This window comes from Wolbachia endosymbiont of Drosophila ananassae, from assembly GCF_008033215.1.
GTDB classification, from domain to species: Bacteria; Pseudomonadota; Alphaproteobacteria; order Rickettsiales; family Anaplasmataceae; genus Wolbachia; species Wolbachia pipientis.
In genome coordinates this window covers 54175-70800 of record NZ_CP042904.1, presented here as the reverse complement: position 1 = coordinate 70800, position 16626 = coordinate 54175, and the positions used below count along the sequence as shown (strand labels likewise).

Sequence of the window (16626 nt, the reverse complement as noted above, 5' to 3'; positions counted from 1 at the left end):
TACTTGTTAGCGGGATCTATCCGTGACGGTATGACGTAGGACTGCTGTCATTCCGCTACGTGTTAGCGGCTGAGATACCGCGGCAGTATGACGATAAGGTTTATACCTCGTCATCCCGCTGCTTGTTAGCGGGATCTATCCGTAACGGTATGACGTAGTAGCCCAGTTTGGATGACAAGAAAGAGCTACAACACAACCTTTGGTTCGCGAAACGGAGAATATACCTTCTTCACTTCAGACAAATGGCTACTTACCTCCGATTCACGATTTTTGTAAAGAGCAGAAACATGCCGCATAATACCTAGTTTTATCTGCTCAGGAACATTGTCATAACCAGCTTCGTATACAACATCAACTGTATTAAATAAGACTTGACCTGACACTTTAAAAAAGTAAGTTAAAAATAATAAAAATAAAGGAGTGTTAGATATGAGTACAATACAGACAAAAATATTAAAACCAAAGCTAGAGAACTAGCAAAACAACTAGGAAATGTGTCTCAAGCATGCAAAGTGATGGGATACTCAAGAGATACATTTTATCGCTTTAAGGAGTTATATGAAAATGGAGGAGAGGAAGCATTACATGAAATAAGTAAGAAAAAACCGCTATTAGCAAACAGAGTTTCCGACGATATAGAAAGAGCAGTGATTGGTATAGCAACAGAATTTCCAGCATATGGGCAAAAAAGAGCTGCAAATGAACTGAGAAAAAGAGGTATAATAATTTCTCAGGGAGGAGTAAGGTCTGTATGGCTAAGAAATGACCTTGAAACTCTCAAAAAGAGACTTAAAGCACTAGAGACAAAAGTAGCTCAAGACGGAATCATTTTAACTGAAGAACAACTTGCAGCTTTAGAAAAAGTGAAAGAACAAAGGGAAGCTCATGGTGAAATTGAGACGCAACATCCAGGTTATTTGGGTTCTCAAGATACCTATTATGTGGGCAATATCAAAGGTATAGGGCGCATTTATCAGCAAACTTTTGTTGATACTTATTCCAGAGTTGCAATGGTTAAACTTTACACGGACAGAACAGCTATTACAGCTGCAGATCTTCTCAACGATAGAGTTATTCCATTTTTTGATGAGCAGAAAATTCCATTATTACGCATTTTAACTGATAGGGGTACGGAGTACTGTGGCAAGCCCGAAAATCACGCTTATCAGCTTTATTTGGGCATAGAAAACATCGATCATTCTAGAACTAAAGCCAACTCTCCACAGACTAATGGCATATGTGAAAGGTTTCATAGAACCATGCAAGATGAGTGTTACAATATCATCTTTAGAAAGAAAATCTACAGTTCTTTGGAAGATCTACAGATTGATGTTGATCATTGGTTGCGTTCTTATAATGAGACAAGACCTCACTCGGGTAAATATTGCTATGGCAAAACGCCTATGCAAACTTTTCTTGATAGCAAATATATTGCTTTTCAGAAAAATATTAGTAGCATTACACAAGAGCCTGATATTAGTTTTGACTACCTCAATTCTTCTGTCAGTTAATTCTTGTCTGTCAGATCAAATCTTGTCTTTTACATAATCTTCATATGAAACTTGCCATGTTTGTTTCACCAGTGACTTTTCCATATGCCATTCAGCGTAATCAGTTGCCATAAAAATTAAACTTGAAATCAATTTATCATCCTGGTCGTTCTCAATGCGTAAAAAAGATTTCACCTCTTCTAAAGTAACTGGAAAAGATTCAGGCTTAGATTTACGTTGCACAGATATTCTTGGTGAAGTAGATCTTATTGACATAATAACCCTCCTTTTTGATATAGCTAGAATAAGTAAGGTTTACCTCGTGACAGCGTGGGGCAAATCTTACTTACTTTAGCTATACAGCTTGCATTCAACATTAAGTTAGATTGGCGCAGCAACAACTCTGAGTGCTTTATCGTATGAATATATTAAGAAGAGAGCGAATTAAAGCTGTTTCTCCTTTTTTATTGATAAAATTTGAACTTATAGCATATTCAACTAGGCTAGATTTTAGTAGATTAACATTTTGAGAATGAATATTGTTGAAGATGGAGTTTAACTCTTTAGCAAGCAGACTGCGAAATTTCTGCACACTGTCATATGCGATGTTCTCAAGTTCATGTGCAAATTTATCTTGAGCTATAGTTGTTATATCTTCAATTTCCTTATTAAACTCCTCTAGCTTTTTTTCGTTATTTTTAAAATTTTTCGTAAAAGTTTTCATATCAATTAAACTCAACTACTTTTATGATTATAACTGTAATAAAAAAACTACCAAAGTAAAAAATTCGCACTACTGTGTAACTCATAACTGTACGAACATTGCAATTTGGGCCTACCAGGAGGGCAATGACTCTTATCCAAGTACCCTCTCTTCTTGTCATCCGAGTAGCTGACACTGGGATCCAGGAATTTTATTAAGTTGGTAAGCATAAAAGTAGCCGTTTTATGTTAAAACACAACGTTCTTGATGAGATTACGGCAAGGCTGGATTCCAGACTGGAATGACATCATCCTTTTTTGGGATTCCAGTGCAGCTACTTGCATCTGCAAATTGCAATGTTCGTACAACTGTGGGTGCTAAGTTTTACAAACACCGTTGTGCTGAACCTTGAATATCCACTTCTTTCAATTCAGTGGTAGGTTTCGTTGATATTGCATATGTAACGCCGCTAGCTATCAATGCAGATGTTACAAAAACTACAATTATTGGTAGAACAGACAAGTCGAAAGCAATACTGAGAGTAGCACCTACTGTTAACATAGTTACAAGATTCACAGAAGCAACTTTTAAGAAACTCATTTGTCTTTTTCCTGCTTTTTCTAGCGACACTTCATTTGTTTTAGTTTTTGTTTTGCCTAGTTCACCCTTAAGTGTTGTGTTTTCACTTTCTAGATCTTGTATTTCTTGTCTTAGTGATTCATTCTCTTTATTGAATTCTTTCAACTTAGTCCCATATCCAGCTATACAACTTTTTGATTCTTCTAGTTCTTTTTGCGCTTTTTCTAACAACACTTCTGTTTTAGAATGCTGACTTTCTGTTTTGTCTAATTTATCCTTAAGCGTTGCTTTTTCACTTTCTAGATCTTGTATTTGTTGTTTTAGCAATTCATTCTTTTTCTGCTTATCCTTTAGCTGAGTACGTAATTCTTTTAACTTAACTTTACTTTTTTTAACCTTTTCTGCTTCTTCTGGAGTTTCCATTGCGTTGTGTGTTTTGGAATGGGAAGAAGTACTAGATACAACCTCAGATGGCTGATCACACATACTGTTTAGTCTATCTATTAGGTCTTCATCCTTTATCAATGAGCGATCTGCTCCATATTTTATCAAAAGTTTTGCTAATTCTTTATTGTCATTTGCAACAGCAAAATATAAAGGGGTATGTCCATCTTTATCTTGTGCATTAATATTTGCTTTACGTTTTATCAAAAGTTTTACTGATTCTTTAGCGCTTTTTGCAGCAGCATAGTGTAAAGGGGTCACGCCATCTTTATCTTGTGCATCAACATCTGCTCCATTATCTATTAGATATTCTGCAATCTCTACATAACCATATGTAGCAGCATAATGTAAATGGGTCACGCCATCTTTATCTTGTGCATTAATGTCTTCTCCATTTTCTAATATAGATTGGCCTAAAGCTTCAGATTCATCTGCATCAAAATATATTCCACTATCGCCACTATTACTTTTATTTAAAAAGGTCTGTTCACCATTATATGTAGCACCGTATTGTTCCGAATGTTGATTATGACCGGTTTGTTCTATGCGCTTCTGATTATTGGCAAGTCTTTGTTCTACCTCTTGCAACTTTTGCTCCACAGCATTTCTTTCTCTTAGAGCCTGTTCTCTTTCTAATGTATCATCTACTTTGTCTGTATTGTTTTCATTAATGATTGAGTTTGAAGAAGTCTGTTCATCCTCATCTTGTACATAGATTTTTCTGTTGTTTGGTGTAGTTCCGTTGTTCTCTTCCTGATCTCTTGCATTACATGCTTGCACTGCAGCAGTTGCGTTATTTCCGTTCACAGCTAAATTTCCTGGAGTTTTATTATTAGGCTGCGGTAAAGTGCCTTGTCTATTTTGTCTTCTCGTAGCTCCTGCCTCAGCATAACGTTGTTCTCCTTCCTCTAACATTTCTATTATAGCCTTTTTACCTTTTACATCACCGACAATATCCCTTGGAGTTCGGCCTTGACTATCTCCTTCCTCTAACATTTCTATTATAGCCTTTTTACCTTTTACATCACCGACAATATCCCTTGGAGTTCGGCCTTGACTATCTTTTAGTAAAGGATTTGCGTCATTATTCAATAAAAGCTGAACTATCTCTTGATGACCATGCAAAGCAGCAATGTGCAAAGCAGTTAGCTTAGACTTAGCTTCATCAAGTTCATATATTGGTTCATTAACTTTTGCTTCCTTTGCTAGTAGGAGTTTTACTATTGGTACACTGTTACATTCCACAGCAAGATGTACTAACATATAATCTACAATTTTGTCTGAATCTAATATACTGAACATCTTATCTATCTTCAAATTGTTATAAGTGCTATATACTATTGAGTCTGCATCTTTTAGCTTATTCCCTATTCTTTCAAGTAAATTATTCTCATTTAAACCTTCACTCTTGCTTACCTCATTTATTATTTCAAAAAACTTTTTCTTTTCCATTGCCATAACCTTTCCTCTCAATTTATTTATTATTGCTGAACAGTCTCACAAAAAAGTTAAGTTTGTCGAAATTCCATGTTTGATCTAAAAATTAGTCATAAACATTTTCTATGCAAGTAGCTGACACTGGTTCATTCTATAATGGTGTCACAGCAGTCCTACATCATGCCAACGCGAACCGTCATACCGCGATTCATTCGCGGTATCTCAGCCGCTAACAAGTAGCAGAATGACAGCAGTCCTACGTCATACCGCCGCGGTATCTCCAGATCCCGCTGGGATGACGATTGTCGTTTAGCTATAAATATTTAAGAAATTTACCAAATAAAAAAAAAGGCAAAAGAAGCCCTGGGGTTATTATCTGCTTTAAAATATTGGCGTTTTTTATGTTTTAAACGCTTGACAAGCAAGATTTAGCTGCTTTTAATTGCAACTAACCTACGCTGCAAATGTTTAAGAAATTTACTAAGCAGAAAAAAAGACAAAGAATCCCCGAGTTAGCTAGTCTTTTACTATCTCTGTCGAGTATTGGCATTTTTTGATGTCTTGTAACGCTTTATAAGCGCGTTCAGCTTATTTAGATAAAAATCTAGATGTAGATGAAGTTTTGTAAAGACATACAGTATCTATATACTGCAAAAAATTGAACATAAGACGCCGATACATTAAGTAATCCTTACCTTTTAATCTGCAGATTGGCGAAAGCAAATACAATAGCTTCAGTTTCATGATAAGTGGGCTGGCGGAGTTTGTCAAGTAAGTTTTTTGTTTCTGCGAACTACCTAGATTAATATTATATAGAAAGTCTGCTGCCAATAAAGCCTAAACTTACCAAATACATTTCTGTAGATTCAGATCTACTTGACTTTGGTTTAAAGTATTTTACTGTTTTAAACATTTTTTTTAGCTCGTTACAAAAATCTTTATCAGATTCTCCTTGGAAAATTTTTACTACAAACGTGCCACCATGGCTCAAGAAATGCTTTGCAAAATTGAGCGCTGCCTCACATAAAAGCATAATTCTGATATGATCCAACGATTTTAAACCACAAGATTCGGGCGCCATATCAGATAAAATTACATCAAATTTTTGATCCTTGAATTTTTCTCTTAAAATTTCAAACTCATTGATAATATCACATTGTATAAACTCTACTCCATTAATTGCGTTCATTGGTTTTACGTCAAGAGCAACCACATTTGCACCTTTCTGAGATGCAACTTGTAACCATCCACCAGGAGAAGCACCAAGATCAATAATTTTTTGCCCTTCTTGGAATAATTTAAATTTGTTATCCATTTCTACCAGCTTATATGCTGAGCGTGACCTATAACCATCCTTGCTAGTTTTTTGCACATACTGATCATTCAAATGACGATGTAGCCACCTTGTTGAAGATAGTTTTCTGCCTCTAGCCGTCTTTACTCTAGTTTTTATTGCTAATACCCTACTTATTATTGATTATATCTTTAAGCTCTTTTTCAACTACTTCTTTTACCAGTGCATGTAGATATTTATTCAGCCATTCTGAGAGCTGAGGTTTTAAAAGAGATGTAACTAATTCTTCAACAGTAAGGTTCGCTTTTTTTTGTTGTTTATGCTGTAATTCGTTTTGCATTTTTCCAAGCAACGCTTTGATCTCTTCCATATTCTCTTTTAAAATTAGATGATCGTTATTTTGCGCTTGTAAGCCACTATTACTCACTTTTTTATTACTCGTTTGGATATTATCGTACAAATAAATATCTTTTTTTTCTTCTGAATTGTAGCTATGGCCATTAAATTGGTTACTGTTGCAAGCCATTTCTTCACCTTGGTCATCATTATCAATGTCCTCTTTTTCACTATTTTCTTTTTTGCCATCTTCTTCTATTTCTTCTGGATACTCTTCCTCAAGGTATAGCACATCATCATTTTCATCCTTTATTTCTGCTTTATCGTTACTCGCGTTTTTACCCGATATAGCTTTTTTTATATCTTCTAGGATATCTTTTACAGATTGATTGCCTTGTTCATCATGCATAGTGCTAATACCATTAAATTTAGAGGTCTATACTATTTATCATAAAAAGCAAGTTGTAAACACTAATCACATAATTGCTTTTTGCTTCAACTAAGTCTGAACGTGCTTTAAATAATGCATCTTCAGTGTCCAAAAGGTCAGATGTACTCTTTAAATTTAAGTTTACTTCTTGCTCAACTCCTTCCAATGCTAGAGCTGCTGCTTTTTCCGCTTCTTGACTTGCTTTGATAATGGCCTTTGCTGTCAACACATTATTCCAAGCATTTACAACTGCTTGTTCTATATTTTTTACCGTTTCATAATAATCGTAGGTAGATTTTTTTGCATCCATTTTAGCTTTACTGACACCAAAAGCATTAACTCCTCTCTTAAAGATTGGAACATCAAGAGTAAAAACTACATGAACATTTTCTAATAGTTTGTCTACCTTCATACCATCCTCCCCAAAATTTTTGCTTGCACTTAGATTTAAAGAAGGAAGCCACTTGGAGCTTTCAGCGATCACTTCCATTCCGGCTGCTCTTTTTTGATAAACTGCTGCTTTTAAAGATAAATTATTGGTTTTTGCTAACTGTAAACATTCATTTAGCTCTGGAACAGAAGGTAGTTTATCATTAGCTTCAGAAAGGTCATCAGCATCTTCGCCAATCAAATGATAATAAGCAATATTTACCAACTTTAATTTACCTTCAGCATCAACTCTTTCGGATATAGAAGACGAAAATTTTGCTTTTGCTAACAAAACTTCAGCATTGGTTACCTCTCCAAGGGAAAAGCGTTTTTTCATAGCTGACAAATGTTCCAAAGAAACGCGTTCTTTATGTTCTCTGAGCTTTAATATTTCTGTCTTTTGTAAAACATTAACATATGCTTTCACAGCATTAAGTGCAAGCTCTTGTTTTAATTGCTGAAATCGCATCTTTTCTGCTTTGAGAAGATGGCTTGATCGACTGAATGTGGCAAAGGTACCACCGCCATCGATTAATTTCTGGCGCAATGTAAGTTTTTTTTCAGATGTATCAAGATTAAAGTTACTATCGAAATTGTATTGCAAATTAATGTCAGGTAAAAATCCAGCTAACCCAGAAGATTTATAGTGTTTTTCTGCGCTTTTATATTGGTAAAATTGAGACTTTATTTTTGAGCTATTTTTGATGGCTTTGCTTATCACTTCTCCCACATCGGTTGCATAGCAACTTATAGTATTAAAAATGATCGCAAGTGTGATAATCAATCGAAACATTCTAATTCCTATGCATATTGGTTGCGCAGCTCAATTACTAACATAAATTACTTTAATAATCAATAACTAATATTGTTGACACTATTGAGAAATTAAGTATATCATAGCTTACTATTGTTGGATCAAATAATGAAGACTTTTTTCTTAAAGGAGAAACAAATCAATAAAAAGTGGTTTGTCATAGATGCAGAAGGATTAGTGGTAGGGAGGCTTGCAGCATTTGTAGCGACACTATTACGTGGAAAGCATAAACCTGAGTATACACCTCATATGGATTGTGGCGATAATGTAATTATTATCAACGCAGAAAAGGTGCATTTCACCGGAAAGAAGCTTAAAGATAAAATTTACTATAAGCATACAGGTTATTCTGGTGGTTTGAAGAAAACTACTCCAGATAATATTTTAAATGGCAAATTTCCTGAGCGTGTAATAGAAATGGCAGTGAAAAGGATGCTTGATGATGGGCCTATGGCACGTAGACGCTTTGAAAATTTGTATGTTTATTCTGGTTCAGAGCATAAGCATCAAGGACAGCAACCTGAAAAGATAGATTTTGCCTCTTTGAATCGTAAAAATAAAAAGTAATGGAGTAAAAATGAAGAGTTCTACAATAAATAACAATGATTGGTCAGAAAAGACAATTAAATCAGCAGTTGATTCGCTTGGTCGTTTATATGCTACAGGCCGAAGAAAAGAATCTGTAGCAAGAGTATGGATAAAGCCGGGGAGTGGAAAATTTAGTGTTAACAAAAAAGGCGATCTAATTTCTTATTTTAAAAGAGAGTCAGTGTGCCAAACAGTAAAAATGCCATTTGTTGCAACCTCTATGTTAGATAAATATGATGTATTTGCAACTGTAAAAGGTGGAGGGCTATCTGGTCAAGCAGGTGCTCTAGCTCATGGAATAAGCAGAGCTTTAAGTAGCGTAAGCCAAGATTTGCATTCTATATTACGTAATGGTGAGTTCTTAACTAGAGATTCACGTGTTGTTGAACGTAAGAAATATGGTCAACATAAAGCTCGGAAAAAGTGTCAATTTTCTAAGAGATAGTTATTTTATAGTGGTGTTTTTTTGTAAGTATTATACAAATATTTGCAAAAATGTATGATATCCTCTATTTTTGTGATGAATTTAGTTGACTATCGGTGTCAACATAATATGCTATTTATGTGATTTTTTCAATATTAAGGTAATTTATGAGTAAAGAAGATATAATAAAACAATTAAAGGAAGATTGTTCTAGTCAGAATATAGATATAACAAAATCTGATTTGAGCAAGATTCATGATGCGTTTATTAAAATAATAAAGAATGAGCTGCATGGGAAAGGTGAAATACGTTTGCATGGAATAGGAACATTTTCTACTGCTATCAGTCAGGAAAAACAATGTCGTAACCCCCAAAGTGGTGAGATCATGACTGTTCCTAAAAAGACAAGGGTAAAATTTAAAGCAAGCCAAACTCTTTTAAGTATTTTAAATGAGAAGGAAAAAGCAGCAGTTAGTTAGACATTGTCATTTTCATTGTTTTTACTACGCTGTGTAAGCCGTAAAATACAGCTTCGCTAATTAAATAGTGGCCTATGTTAAGAGCTGAGATGTGAGGTATTCTTGTCATCTTCTTAGCGTGTTCATAAGTTATGCCATGTCCTGCGTGGCATTCTATTCCTAATTTATTGACGTACTCTGCAGCATTAGTAATTAACTGTAACTTTTTTTCTGATGGATTATCACAGTAATCCCCTGTGTGAATTTCTATTATGTCAGGTTTTGTCCCTAGCTTTTCAAGATATTTTAGTTGATCAATATTTGGATCGATAAACAGTGAGACTTTTATGCTAGAGCTATGCATTTCCTCTATTATACTAGAAAGTTTACTGTGCATATTCACGATATCCAGGCCACCTTCGGTTGTTAATTCTTCTCTTTTTTCTGGTACTATACTAATCGAATAGGGTTTTACCTTTTTTGCTATTTCAAGCATTTCTTCCGTGGCTGCAATTTCAAGATTTAACTCAGTGCTAATGCTTTTTTTTAGGTTAAATACGTCTTCATCTCTAATATGCCTTCTATCTTCTCGTAAGTGTACAGTAATAAAGTCTGCTCCAGCGTCAATGGCTATTTCTGCTGCTTTCAATGGATCTGGATAAGAAGTTCCGCGTGCGTTGCGGAGGGTTGCAACGTGATCGATATTAACACCTAGTTTCACAATCTACCTCAGAAATTATTTATAGATTATACATGTTATTAGTTTTTTTGCATAGTCATTGTTTGACCTTACCCAGAAAAAGTGGAGAGAAAGAAAGGAGTTTTTTCGGGTAAAATAAAATTTTGGAGGATTAGAAATGGCAAGAGAATATACGGCAGAATTCAAATTGGAAGCTGTTAAGCTGGCAAATGAACAAAGAAAGGTAGGTCAAACAATTACAAAAATAGCAAGAGATTTAGGAATAAAGGGTGGTTTATTAGGAAAATGGATAAAGAAACACAACGAAAAAAAGTCGGCAGCAGATGCATTTCCAGGTAGAGGTAACATGGCTCCTTACGACAAAGAGAGGTTTGATTTACAAAGCAAGAGTAACAAGGGAAAGAGACATTTAAAAAAAAGCCCTGGCCAGTCAAAAAGAGTAAAATATTTTTTTATATAGTAACTGCTATAAAGTACAGGAATTATGTAGGATTTTCTGCTAGTGGCTACTATAAGTGGACCACAAGAAAAATAAGCAGTAGAGAATCAGCGAATAAAGAGCTACTCGAAGCTATTCAAAAAATATATCAAGTTTCTAAATGTAGATATGGAGCTCCTAAAATTCATGCTGAATTGAAGGCTTTGGGTAAAAGTTGCAATTTGAAAACGGTGCAAAGTATTATGCAGAAAAATGACATCAGGGCTATACTGAGAAGAAAGTTTAAAATTAAAAAACAACAAACAGATAATAGAGCTGTAGCTCCCAATATACTAGATCAAAACTTTATTGTTGATCAACCAAATAAAGTATGGGATTACTTACATCAAAACCAAGGAGGGATGGCTATATTTGGCAGCAATAATTCTCACGTATGGTAGTTAATGAGTAGTGCAATAAATAAACAATTGGTTATGAACTCTTTATTAATGGCCATTAATAGGCGTAAACCTGTTAAAAATCTACTGCTGCACAGTGACCAAGGTTCACAATATACTGCGCAAGGGTATCAATATCTCTTAGCTGTAAAGAATATAGATGAGTAATAAAGGCTGTTGTTACGACAATTCTGTTGCAGAAAGCTTCTTTAGCTCATTGAAAAGAGAAATACTTATTGATACTTCACAACACTCTGCTCAACACACTAGAACTGCAATATTTGAATACATAGAAATTTTTTATAACAAACAACGTCACTATTAAGAGGTTGTCCGGAAACTAGTAAATTCAAGCATATTCCCTCTTTAACATAACCCTACTCATAGCTAGGTATATGAAATTCTCAGTGGATGTTGTGAGTAAATCATACTCCTTCGATAGCCTTCTATTCCTATTAACCCAAGCAAAAGTCCTTTCTACAACCCATCTTCTTGGCTGTACTTTAAACCCTTGTTCTCTTGTTGGTAGTAGCTCAGGTGGCGTATCTTTGTGCACCCAAAATCTACATGGAGGCCTTTTAACAATTTCAATATCTATGTCATATTCTTCCTTTATGTGATTCTTTAAATTTCTTCCTTGGTATCCCATGTCAGCCCACATTTTTTTAACTTTAGTATATTTTGTTCTCATATTGTTTAATGCTATTTTAATACCATCTCTATCATTTTCGTTAGCAGCGCCTACGTAACAACCTAGTATAAAACCCTGAGTGTCTGTAATTATATGCCTTTTTCTACCCTTTACTTTTTTACTTCCATCATAGCCTTTGATCCCCCCTTTTCTGTAGTCTTTACAGATTGACTATCTACTATACAGGCACTCGGCTGCTCATTCCTTCCTATTTTTCTTCTACTATATTTTGTAATTTCATAATTCATTTTCTCAAAAATTCCCTGCTTCTTCCATTGCCTGAACTGCTCATACACAGTCTTCCATAGCGGAAAATCATTTGGTAAATACCGCCATTGACACCCTGTACGCAATACATAGAAAATTGCTTCTAATATTTCTCTTTTGCTATACTTTGGCGGCCTTCCTCCTTTCTTGTATGATACTCTGAAGTGTTTTTCTATTCTTGCCCATTCCCTTTCGCTTAGATCTGTTGGATACTTTTTTCTCATCTTTACCCCGTACTAAAATTTCAGATATTATAGCCTTTTACTTGTTTCCGGACAACCTCTAACTATTGCATTCCAGAACAATTTGATGCATCATTCTTTTTGTAAAAAACATTCCACACTTTCTCTCCACTTTTTCTGGGTAAGGTCAATTGACAACTGTCCACTTTCTATTCCCATGGATTCATATTTTTTGCCTTGACCAAGAAAAAATTCAGCTATTGCCTTACTTTCTCTTGCAACAACTTCTTCCTTAACAATTTTTCCTTTCTCATCAACGATACTTATAAAAGTTTCTTTTAGTGAGATCGCTATAATATTCCATGAGACTGCTCCTACTAATAAAAGTTTAAATTATTTTTGAAGAACTTATTCTACTGAATTCGTTACTTCGTGCTAAAATAATGGACTCCATCATTCAACAGCAATTACAGTATGTTTACCCTTTTTCTTGTTATTTTTCTAATCTATAGTCAGCGTTCAAAACCATATTCGAAAAGTATCTCATATATTTCCAGATTTTTTTAATGCTGTTTATTTCATCCTCAACATTGCCTCTACCTTTATGAACTAAGTAGCAGCATTAAAAATTATAACGTATTCCTACTTCTAGAATCGCGTCCGGTATTTGTACTGGTGGTTTAAAGCCACTTAGTTGCCCGCCTGCGGTAATACCAACTGTACCAACTATCTGTGGAGTAATTTCATAATCAACACCGACCTTTAGTTTATAGGAAATAGAACCCAGTATTTTATCTACTACAGATGCCTTCTCTCCAGCAGCTTCAATATCTTTGCTTGCAGGTTCACTTGTACCACTGTTACCAAAGCCAAAAGGTATTACTTGTAGGTATCCTCCTAAACCTCCGCTGACATATAGCTTAACGGGATCAATATCAAGGTCGGGGTAATAACGGTAATTTGCTAATAAGCTAGCCCCCATTTTCTTTTCTTCTTTACCAAACATATCACTTATGTCAGTGAGAACCTCAAGTTCAAACTTAGAGTTTTTGTCATGATGATAACCAAAAACAACGCTAGGTTTTATTTTTAAGCCACCACCCCATCCAGCACCAAAGTTTAAACCTGCATAGTACTGATCTTCTGACTTACTTGCACTATTATTAGCTGTACCTGCTAGAGATGAAGTGAGCAACACAGCTAAAGCACATAATCTTTTCATTTTCATATAACTCCTCATACAAAAAAATATATAATGCATAAGTATATATCCTTTATATTAAAAAAGATATAATCGCATGTTAAAAAGAGTATAACCATGAAGTCAAAGATGCGCTACGGATTTTTTATATAACTATATTTACTATCTTATTTGGTACAGCATATACAGTGCGAACTTTGTTTTGATCGATCTTACTGGACACAGAGTCTATCGCTATTTTCTTCAATTCTTCTTGAGGTAAGTTAATTGCCACTTCGATTGTCGCACGCAACTTTCCATTGATCTGCACTGCTATAGTTACCGTATCGTCAACTAATAATGATTCATCAGCTTTTGGCCAAGGTTGACCTCCTATTTCTTGCCATAGGCTTTCAGCTAAATGCGGCATAAATGGTTCGATTACTCTGATTAGTATGCATATACCTTCATCAATAAGAGATTTTCCAGCTGCTACGTCTATTTCAGCTATTAAATTCGTCATTTCACGAAATTTTGCCACTACACAGTTTAATCTGCAGTTTTCCAAGTCATCTGTAAGTCCATGTAAGAGTTTATGAATTTTTTTTCTGTACTCTAGAAGTCCACCCGTAACACTTTTGTTATCATAGTGCATATTCACAGGCTTAAGCTGCATGACCATACGCCACAATTTATTTACATAACGAGAACAACCTTCCACACCATCATCGGACCATTCCATATCTTTCTCTGGAGGAGTGTCAGACAACACAAACAAGCGAGCAGTATCAGCACCATACTTTTCTATGATAAAGTTTGGGTCAACTGTATTCTTTTTCGATTTGCTCATTTTTTCAACTTTGCCCACTTGAACTTTTGTACCTCGCGCTATTAATTCTTTTGCTTCTGCGGGAAATAGCCACTTACCATTTTCGTCTTTATAAGTTGCATGGCAGACCATTCCTTGAGTGATTAAAGTAGAGAAAGGCTCTTTAATATCAAAATAGCCACATTTGGTTAAAGCACGGCAGAAAAATCGTGAGTAAAGCAAATGCAGAATTGCATGCTCTATTCCACCTATATAATAATCAACAGGCATAAAACGATTACACGCATCTTTGTCTATTGATTTATCTTCGCTACAGAATGCAGCAAAATACCAAGAGGATTCAAAAAAGGTGTCAAACGTATCAGTTTCACGCTCTGCTTGCTTTCCACATTTTGGGCAATCAACAAATTTCCAAGTAGGATGTTTATCAAGTGGATTGCCACCACTTGTGAATTCCACATCCGCGGGCAGTATTACAGGCAGGTCTTTTTCTGGCACTGGAACAGTACCACAGTCTTTGCAATATATGATAGGTATAGGGCATCCCCAATAACGCTGTCTTGAAACTCCCCAATCGTGCAAACGATAGTTTGTTGTTTTCTTGCCTATTCCTTTTTCTTTGAGCTTTTTAATAATTACTTCCTTTGCTTCACTAACCATTAATCCGTTTAAGAATTCGGAGTTAAACATTACCCCATCACCAGTATACGCCTCCTTTGTCATCTGAGTAGCTTGACACTGGGATCCATTGTAAGAATTCTGGTCACGCGCTGGAATGACACCTAAGTGGGCTGAAGAAATAACGGGAATTATCGGCAAATTATATTTCTGTGCAAATTCAAAGTCACGCTGATCATGTGCAGGGCAACCAAAAATCGCGCCTTCCCCATATTCCATCAACACAAAATTCGCTATGTAAAGCGGCAATTCCTTATCAAGAAATGGATGTTTGACGTTTAATCCGGTGTAAACTCCTATTTTTTCATCGTTCTCTCTTTTCGATTTTATTTCCTGGATCCCAGTGTCAAGCACTGGGATGACAACAGAAGAACCATTCTTTAAATCCTGCACAATAGGATGCTCTGCTGCCACTGCACAAAAAGAAGCCCCAAACAAAGTATGAGGATAAGTTGTAAAAACCTTCAATTTCTTATTTAAGCCAACTACTTCAAACTCTATAGTTGCTCCTTCAGATTTTCCTATCCAACGCTCCTGCATTGTTTTGACTTTTTCTGGCCAATTTTTCAAACTTTGCAGGCACTTGAGTAAATCTTCAGCAAAATCAGTAATCTTTAAAAACCATTGGGATAACTTACGTTTTTCAACAACTGCACCTGATCGCCATCCTTTTCCATCAACCACCTGTTCATTTGCAAGCACTGTTTGGTCTACCGGGTCCCAGTTAACCCATGACTCTTTTCGATAGGCAAGCCCATGCTTTAAAAAATCCAGGAAAAATTTTTGTTCATGTGTGTAATAATTAGGCTCACACGTGGAAAGTTCACGGTTCCAATTATAAGAAAGACCTATAGATTTCAACTGTGCACGCATATTATCTATATTCTCTTTTGTCCATATTTCAGGGCTAATATTGTTGTCCCTTGCTGCATTTTCAGCTGGTAATCCAAACGCATCCCAGCCAATTGGATGCAAAACCTCAAATCCACGAGCTCTCTTGTAACGCGCTATCACATCCCCTATTGCATAGTTACGTAAGTGCCCCATATGAATTTTACCAGATGGATATGGAAACATCTCCAATACGTAACATTTCTCTTGTTTACTACTCTTGCTTACAGAAAAATCCCATTTATCTTGACAAAACCTTTCGACGTTTTTAAAATCATATTTCATATAAATCCAAATTTAATCACAGTTTGTGTGCGCCAAAGGATCAACCGCTTGGCCATTATGCCGTATTGTGAAACACATCTGCGGGTCTTTATCTTGTGTGCTTGATTTACCTGCAGATCCAATTACTTGACCTTGTTTTACTTTATCACCAATTTCAACATGTATGTTTTTTAAATAGGAGTACACAGTCATGTAATTATCTTTGTGTTCCACTATAATTAAATTTCCATACCATCTCAGCCCTTTGCCTACATATATCACTTTGCCGGGTGCGGAGGCAATTACGTTCGTTCCATTTTGAGCAGCAATTTTTATGCCATCCTTACACGTTTCATCAGAAGAGGTAGCTGAACCTTTAACTGGCATTACAAATTTACAATTTACCTCCACGTTTTGTGCATTATTGTTATCTCTGTATATCCTATTTATGATGGCTTTTCTACTTTCTTTTTGCACTGAAGGCTCCCTAATTAAATGGTACTCTCTTGTATATTCCAGATCTCTTTTTCCGTAAAATTCTTCGCCTTTAAGCAGCACAGGTGCGGGTTTTTGCAGGCCACAGCCTATTAATATTGCTAATAACATAAGAAATGAGGCTATATGCCACATTTTAAACTCTCA

15 protein-coding genes and 2 pseudogenes are annotated in these 16626 nt (G+C 35.5%); 5 read left to right on the top strand and 12 right to left on the bottom strand.

Annotated elements, in window-relative coordinates:
- Window positions 1-185: 185 nt before the first annotated feature.
- A complete protein-coding gene (locus EA652_RS00335) occupies window positions 186-383 on the bottom strand; it encodes a head-tail connector protein (RefSeq protein WP_007548426.1) in 198 nt (65 codons plus the stop codon).
- Window positions 384-452: 69 nt separating this feature from the next.
- Here EA652_RS00335 and EA652_RS00330 point away from each other — a divergent pair, with 69 nt between their 5' ends.
- Window positions 453-1511 (top strand): IS481-like element ISWpi2 family transposase, encoded by a 1059-nt coding sequence (locus tag EA652_RS00330; protein ID WP_094189573.1) that lies wholly within the window; start codon window positions 453-455, stop codon window positions 1509-1511.
- Between the two features lie 15 nt (window positions 1512-1526).
- Here the strand turns inward: EA652_RS00330 and EA652_RS00325 are convergent, their stop codons facing one another.
- The 6 genes from EA652_RS00325 to EA652_RS00295 form a co-directional block, all read right to left on the bottom strand.
- The gene (locus EA652_RS00325) at window positions 1527-1766 is read right to left on the bottom strand and encodes a head-tail connector protein (RefSeq protein ID WP_007548424.1); all 240 of its coding nucleotides are present in this window, start codon (window positions 1764-1766) and stop codon (window positions 1527-1529) included.
- 136 nt (window positions 1767-1902) lie between these two features.
- The gene (locus tag EA652_RS00320) at window positions 1903-2214 is read right to left on the bottom strand and encodes an ECH_0659 family protein (protein ID WP_007548422.1); all 312 of its coding nucleotides are present in this window, start codon (window positions 2212-2214) and stop codon (window positions 1903-1905) included.
- Window positions 2215-2577: 363 nt separating this feature from the next.
- Complete coding sequence (locus EA652_RS00315) at window positions 2578-4674, bottom strand: ankyrin repeat domain-containing protein (protein WP_012673053.1); 2097 nt, start codon at window positions 4672-4674, stop codon at window positions 2578-2580.
- A gap of 787 nt (window positions 4675-5461) precedes the next feature.
- Entirely contained in the window at window positions 5462-6040 is a 579-nt protein-coding gene (locus EA652_RS00305) for an RlmE family RNA methyltransferase (protein WP_012673052.1), read from the bottom strand.
- A 76-nt stretch (window positions 6041-6116) separates the two neighbouring features.
- A complete protein-coding gene (locus EA652_RS00300; protein WP_006280458.1) occupies window positions 6117-6692 on the bottom strand; it encodes a PopZ family protein in 576 nt (191 codons plus the stop codon).
- A gap of 19 nt (window positions 6693-6711) precedes the next feature.
- Window positions 6712-7935, bottom strand: coding sequence for a TolC family protein (locus EA652_RS00295; protein ID WP_006279873.1), 1224 nt, complete (start codon window positions 7933-7935; stop codon window positions 6712-6714).
- Window positions 7936-8064: 129 nt separating this feature from the next.
- Here EA652_RS00295 and rplM point away from each other — a divergent pair, with 129 nt between their 5' ends.
- From rplM to EA652_RS00280, 3 genes are all read left to right on the top strand, one after another.
- Entirely contained in the window at window positions 8065-8523 is a 459-nt protein-coding gene (rplM, locus tag EA652_RS00290) for a 50S ribosomal protein L13 (RefSeq protein ID WP_010082596.1), read from the top strand.
- A 10-nt stretch (window positions 8524-8533) separates the two neighbouring features.
- Complete coding sequence (gene rpsI / locus EA652_RS00285; RefSeq protein WP_007548415.1) at window positions 8534-8989, top strand: 30S ribosomal protein S9; 456 nt, start codon at window positions 8534-8536, stop codon at window positions 8987-8989.
- A 146-nt stretch (window positions 8990-9135) separates the two neighbouring features.
- Complete coding sequence (locus tag EA652_RS00280; protein WP_006279876.1) at window positions 9136-9447, top strand: HU family DNA-binding protein; 312 nt, start codon at window positions 9136-9138, stop codon at window positions 9445-9447.
- Here the strand turns inward: EA652_RS00280 and EA652_RS00275 are convergent.
- Window positions 9440-10147 carry a pyridoxine 5'-phosphate synthase gene (locus tag EA652_RS00275; RefSeq protein WP_007548414.1) on the bottom strand — a complete coding sequence of 236 codons (708 nt, stop codon included), beginning with the start codon at window positions 10145-10147 and terminating at the stop codon, window positions 9440-9442. The two genes, EA652_RS00280 and EA652_RS00275, sit on opposite strands and share 8 nt — an antisense overlap.
- A 136-nt stretch (window positions 10148-10283) precedes the next feature.
- Here EA652_RS00275 and EA652_RS07570 point away from each other — a divergent pair.
- Window positions 10284-11327, top strand: a pseudogene (locus EA652_RS07570) (IS3 family transposase).
- 24 nt (window positions 11328-11351) lie between these two features.
- Here the strand turns inward: EA652_RS07570 and EA652_RS00255 are convergent.
- From EA652_RS00255 to EA652_RS00240, 4 genes and pseudogenes are all read right to left on the bottom strand, one after another.
- A pseudogene (locus tag EA652_RS00255) lies at window positions 11352-12184 on the bottom strand (IS5 family transposase).
- A gap of 580 nt (window positions 12185-12764) precedes the next feature.
- Window positions 12765-13370, bottom strand: coding sequence for a membrane protein (locus EA652_RS00250; protein WP_012673050.1), 606 nt, complete (start codon window positions 13368-13370; stop codon window positions 12765-12767).
- A 118-nt stretch (window positions 13371-13488) separates the two neighbouring features.
- Window positions 13489-16005: a leucine--tRNA ligase gene (leuS, locus tag EA652_RS00245; RefSeq protein WP_044471166.1), complete on the bottom strand. Its 2517-nt coding sequence runs from the start codon at window positions 16003-16005 to the stop codon at window positions 13489-13491.
- Window positions 16006-16017: 12 nt separating this feature from the next.
- Complete coding sequence (locus EA652_RS00240; protein WP_007549339.1) at window positions 16018-16614, bottom strand: murein hydrolase activator EnvC family protein; 597 nt, start codon at window positions 16612-16614, stop codon at window positions 16018-16020.
- Between the last annotated feature and the right edge of the window lie 12 nt (window positions 16615-16626).

Coding starts and splice junctions, on each gene's coding strand:
- leuS (WP_044471166.1), bottom strand. CDS start 16,005: ATGAAATATGATTTTAAAAACGTCGAAAGGTTTTGTCAAGATAAATGG.
- EA652_RS00280 (WP_006279876.1), top strand. CDS start 9,136: ATGAGTAAAGAAGATATAATAAAACAATTAAAGGAAGATTGTTCTAGT.
- EA652_RS00250 (WP_012673050.1), bottom strand. CDS start 13,370: ATGAAAATGAAAAGATTATGTGCTTTAGCTGTGTTGCTCACTTCATCT.
- EA652_RS00320 (WP_007548422.1), bottom strand. CDS start 2,214: ATGAAAACTTTTACGAAAAATTTTAAAAATAACGAAAAAAAGCTAGAG.
- EA652_RS00240 (WP_007549339.1), bottom strand. CDS start 16,614: ATGTGGCATATAGCCTCATTTCTTATGTTATTAGCAATATTAATAGGC.
- rpsI (WP_007548415.1), top strand. CDS start 8,534: ATGAAGAGTTCTACAATAAATAACAATGATTGGTCAGAAAAGACAATT.
- EA652_RS00295 (WP_006279873.1), bottom strand. CDS start 7,935: ATGTTTCGATTGATTATCACACTTGCGATCATTTTTAATACTATAAGT.
- EA652_RS00315 (WP_012673053.1), bottom strand. CDS start 4,674: ATGGCAATGGAAAAGAAAAAGTTTTTTGAAATAATAAATGAGGTAAGC.
- EA652_RS00325 (WP_007548424.1), bottom strand. CDS start 1,766: ATGTCAATAAGATCTACTTCACCAAGAATATCTGTGCAACGTAAATCT.
- EA652_RS00300 (WP_006280458.1), bottom strand. CDS start 6,692: ATGCATGATGAACAAGGCAATCAATCTGTAAAAGATATCCTAGAAGAT.
- rplM (WP_010082596.1), top strand. CDS start 8,065: ATGAAGACTTTTTTCTTAAAGGAGAAACAAATCAATAAAAAGTGGTTT.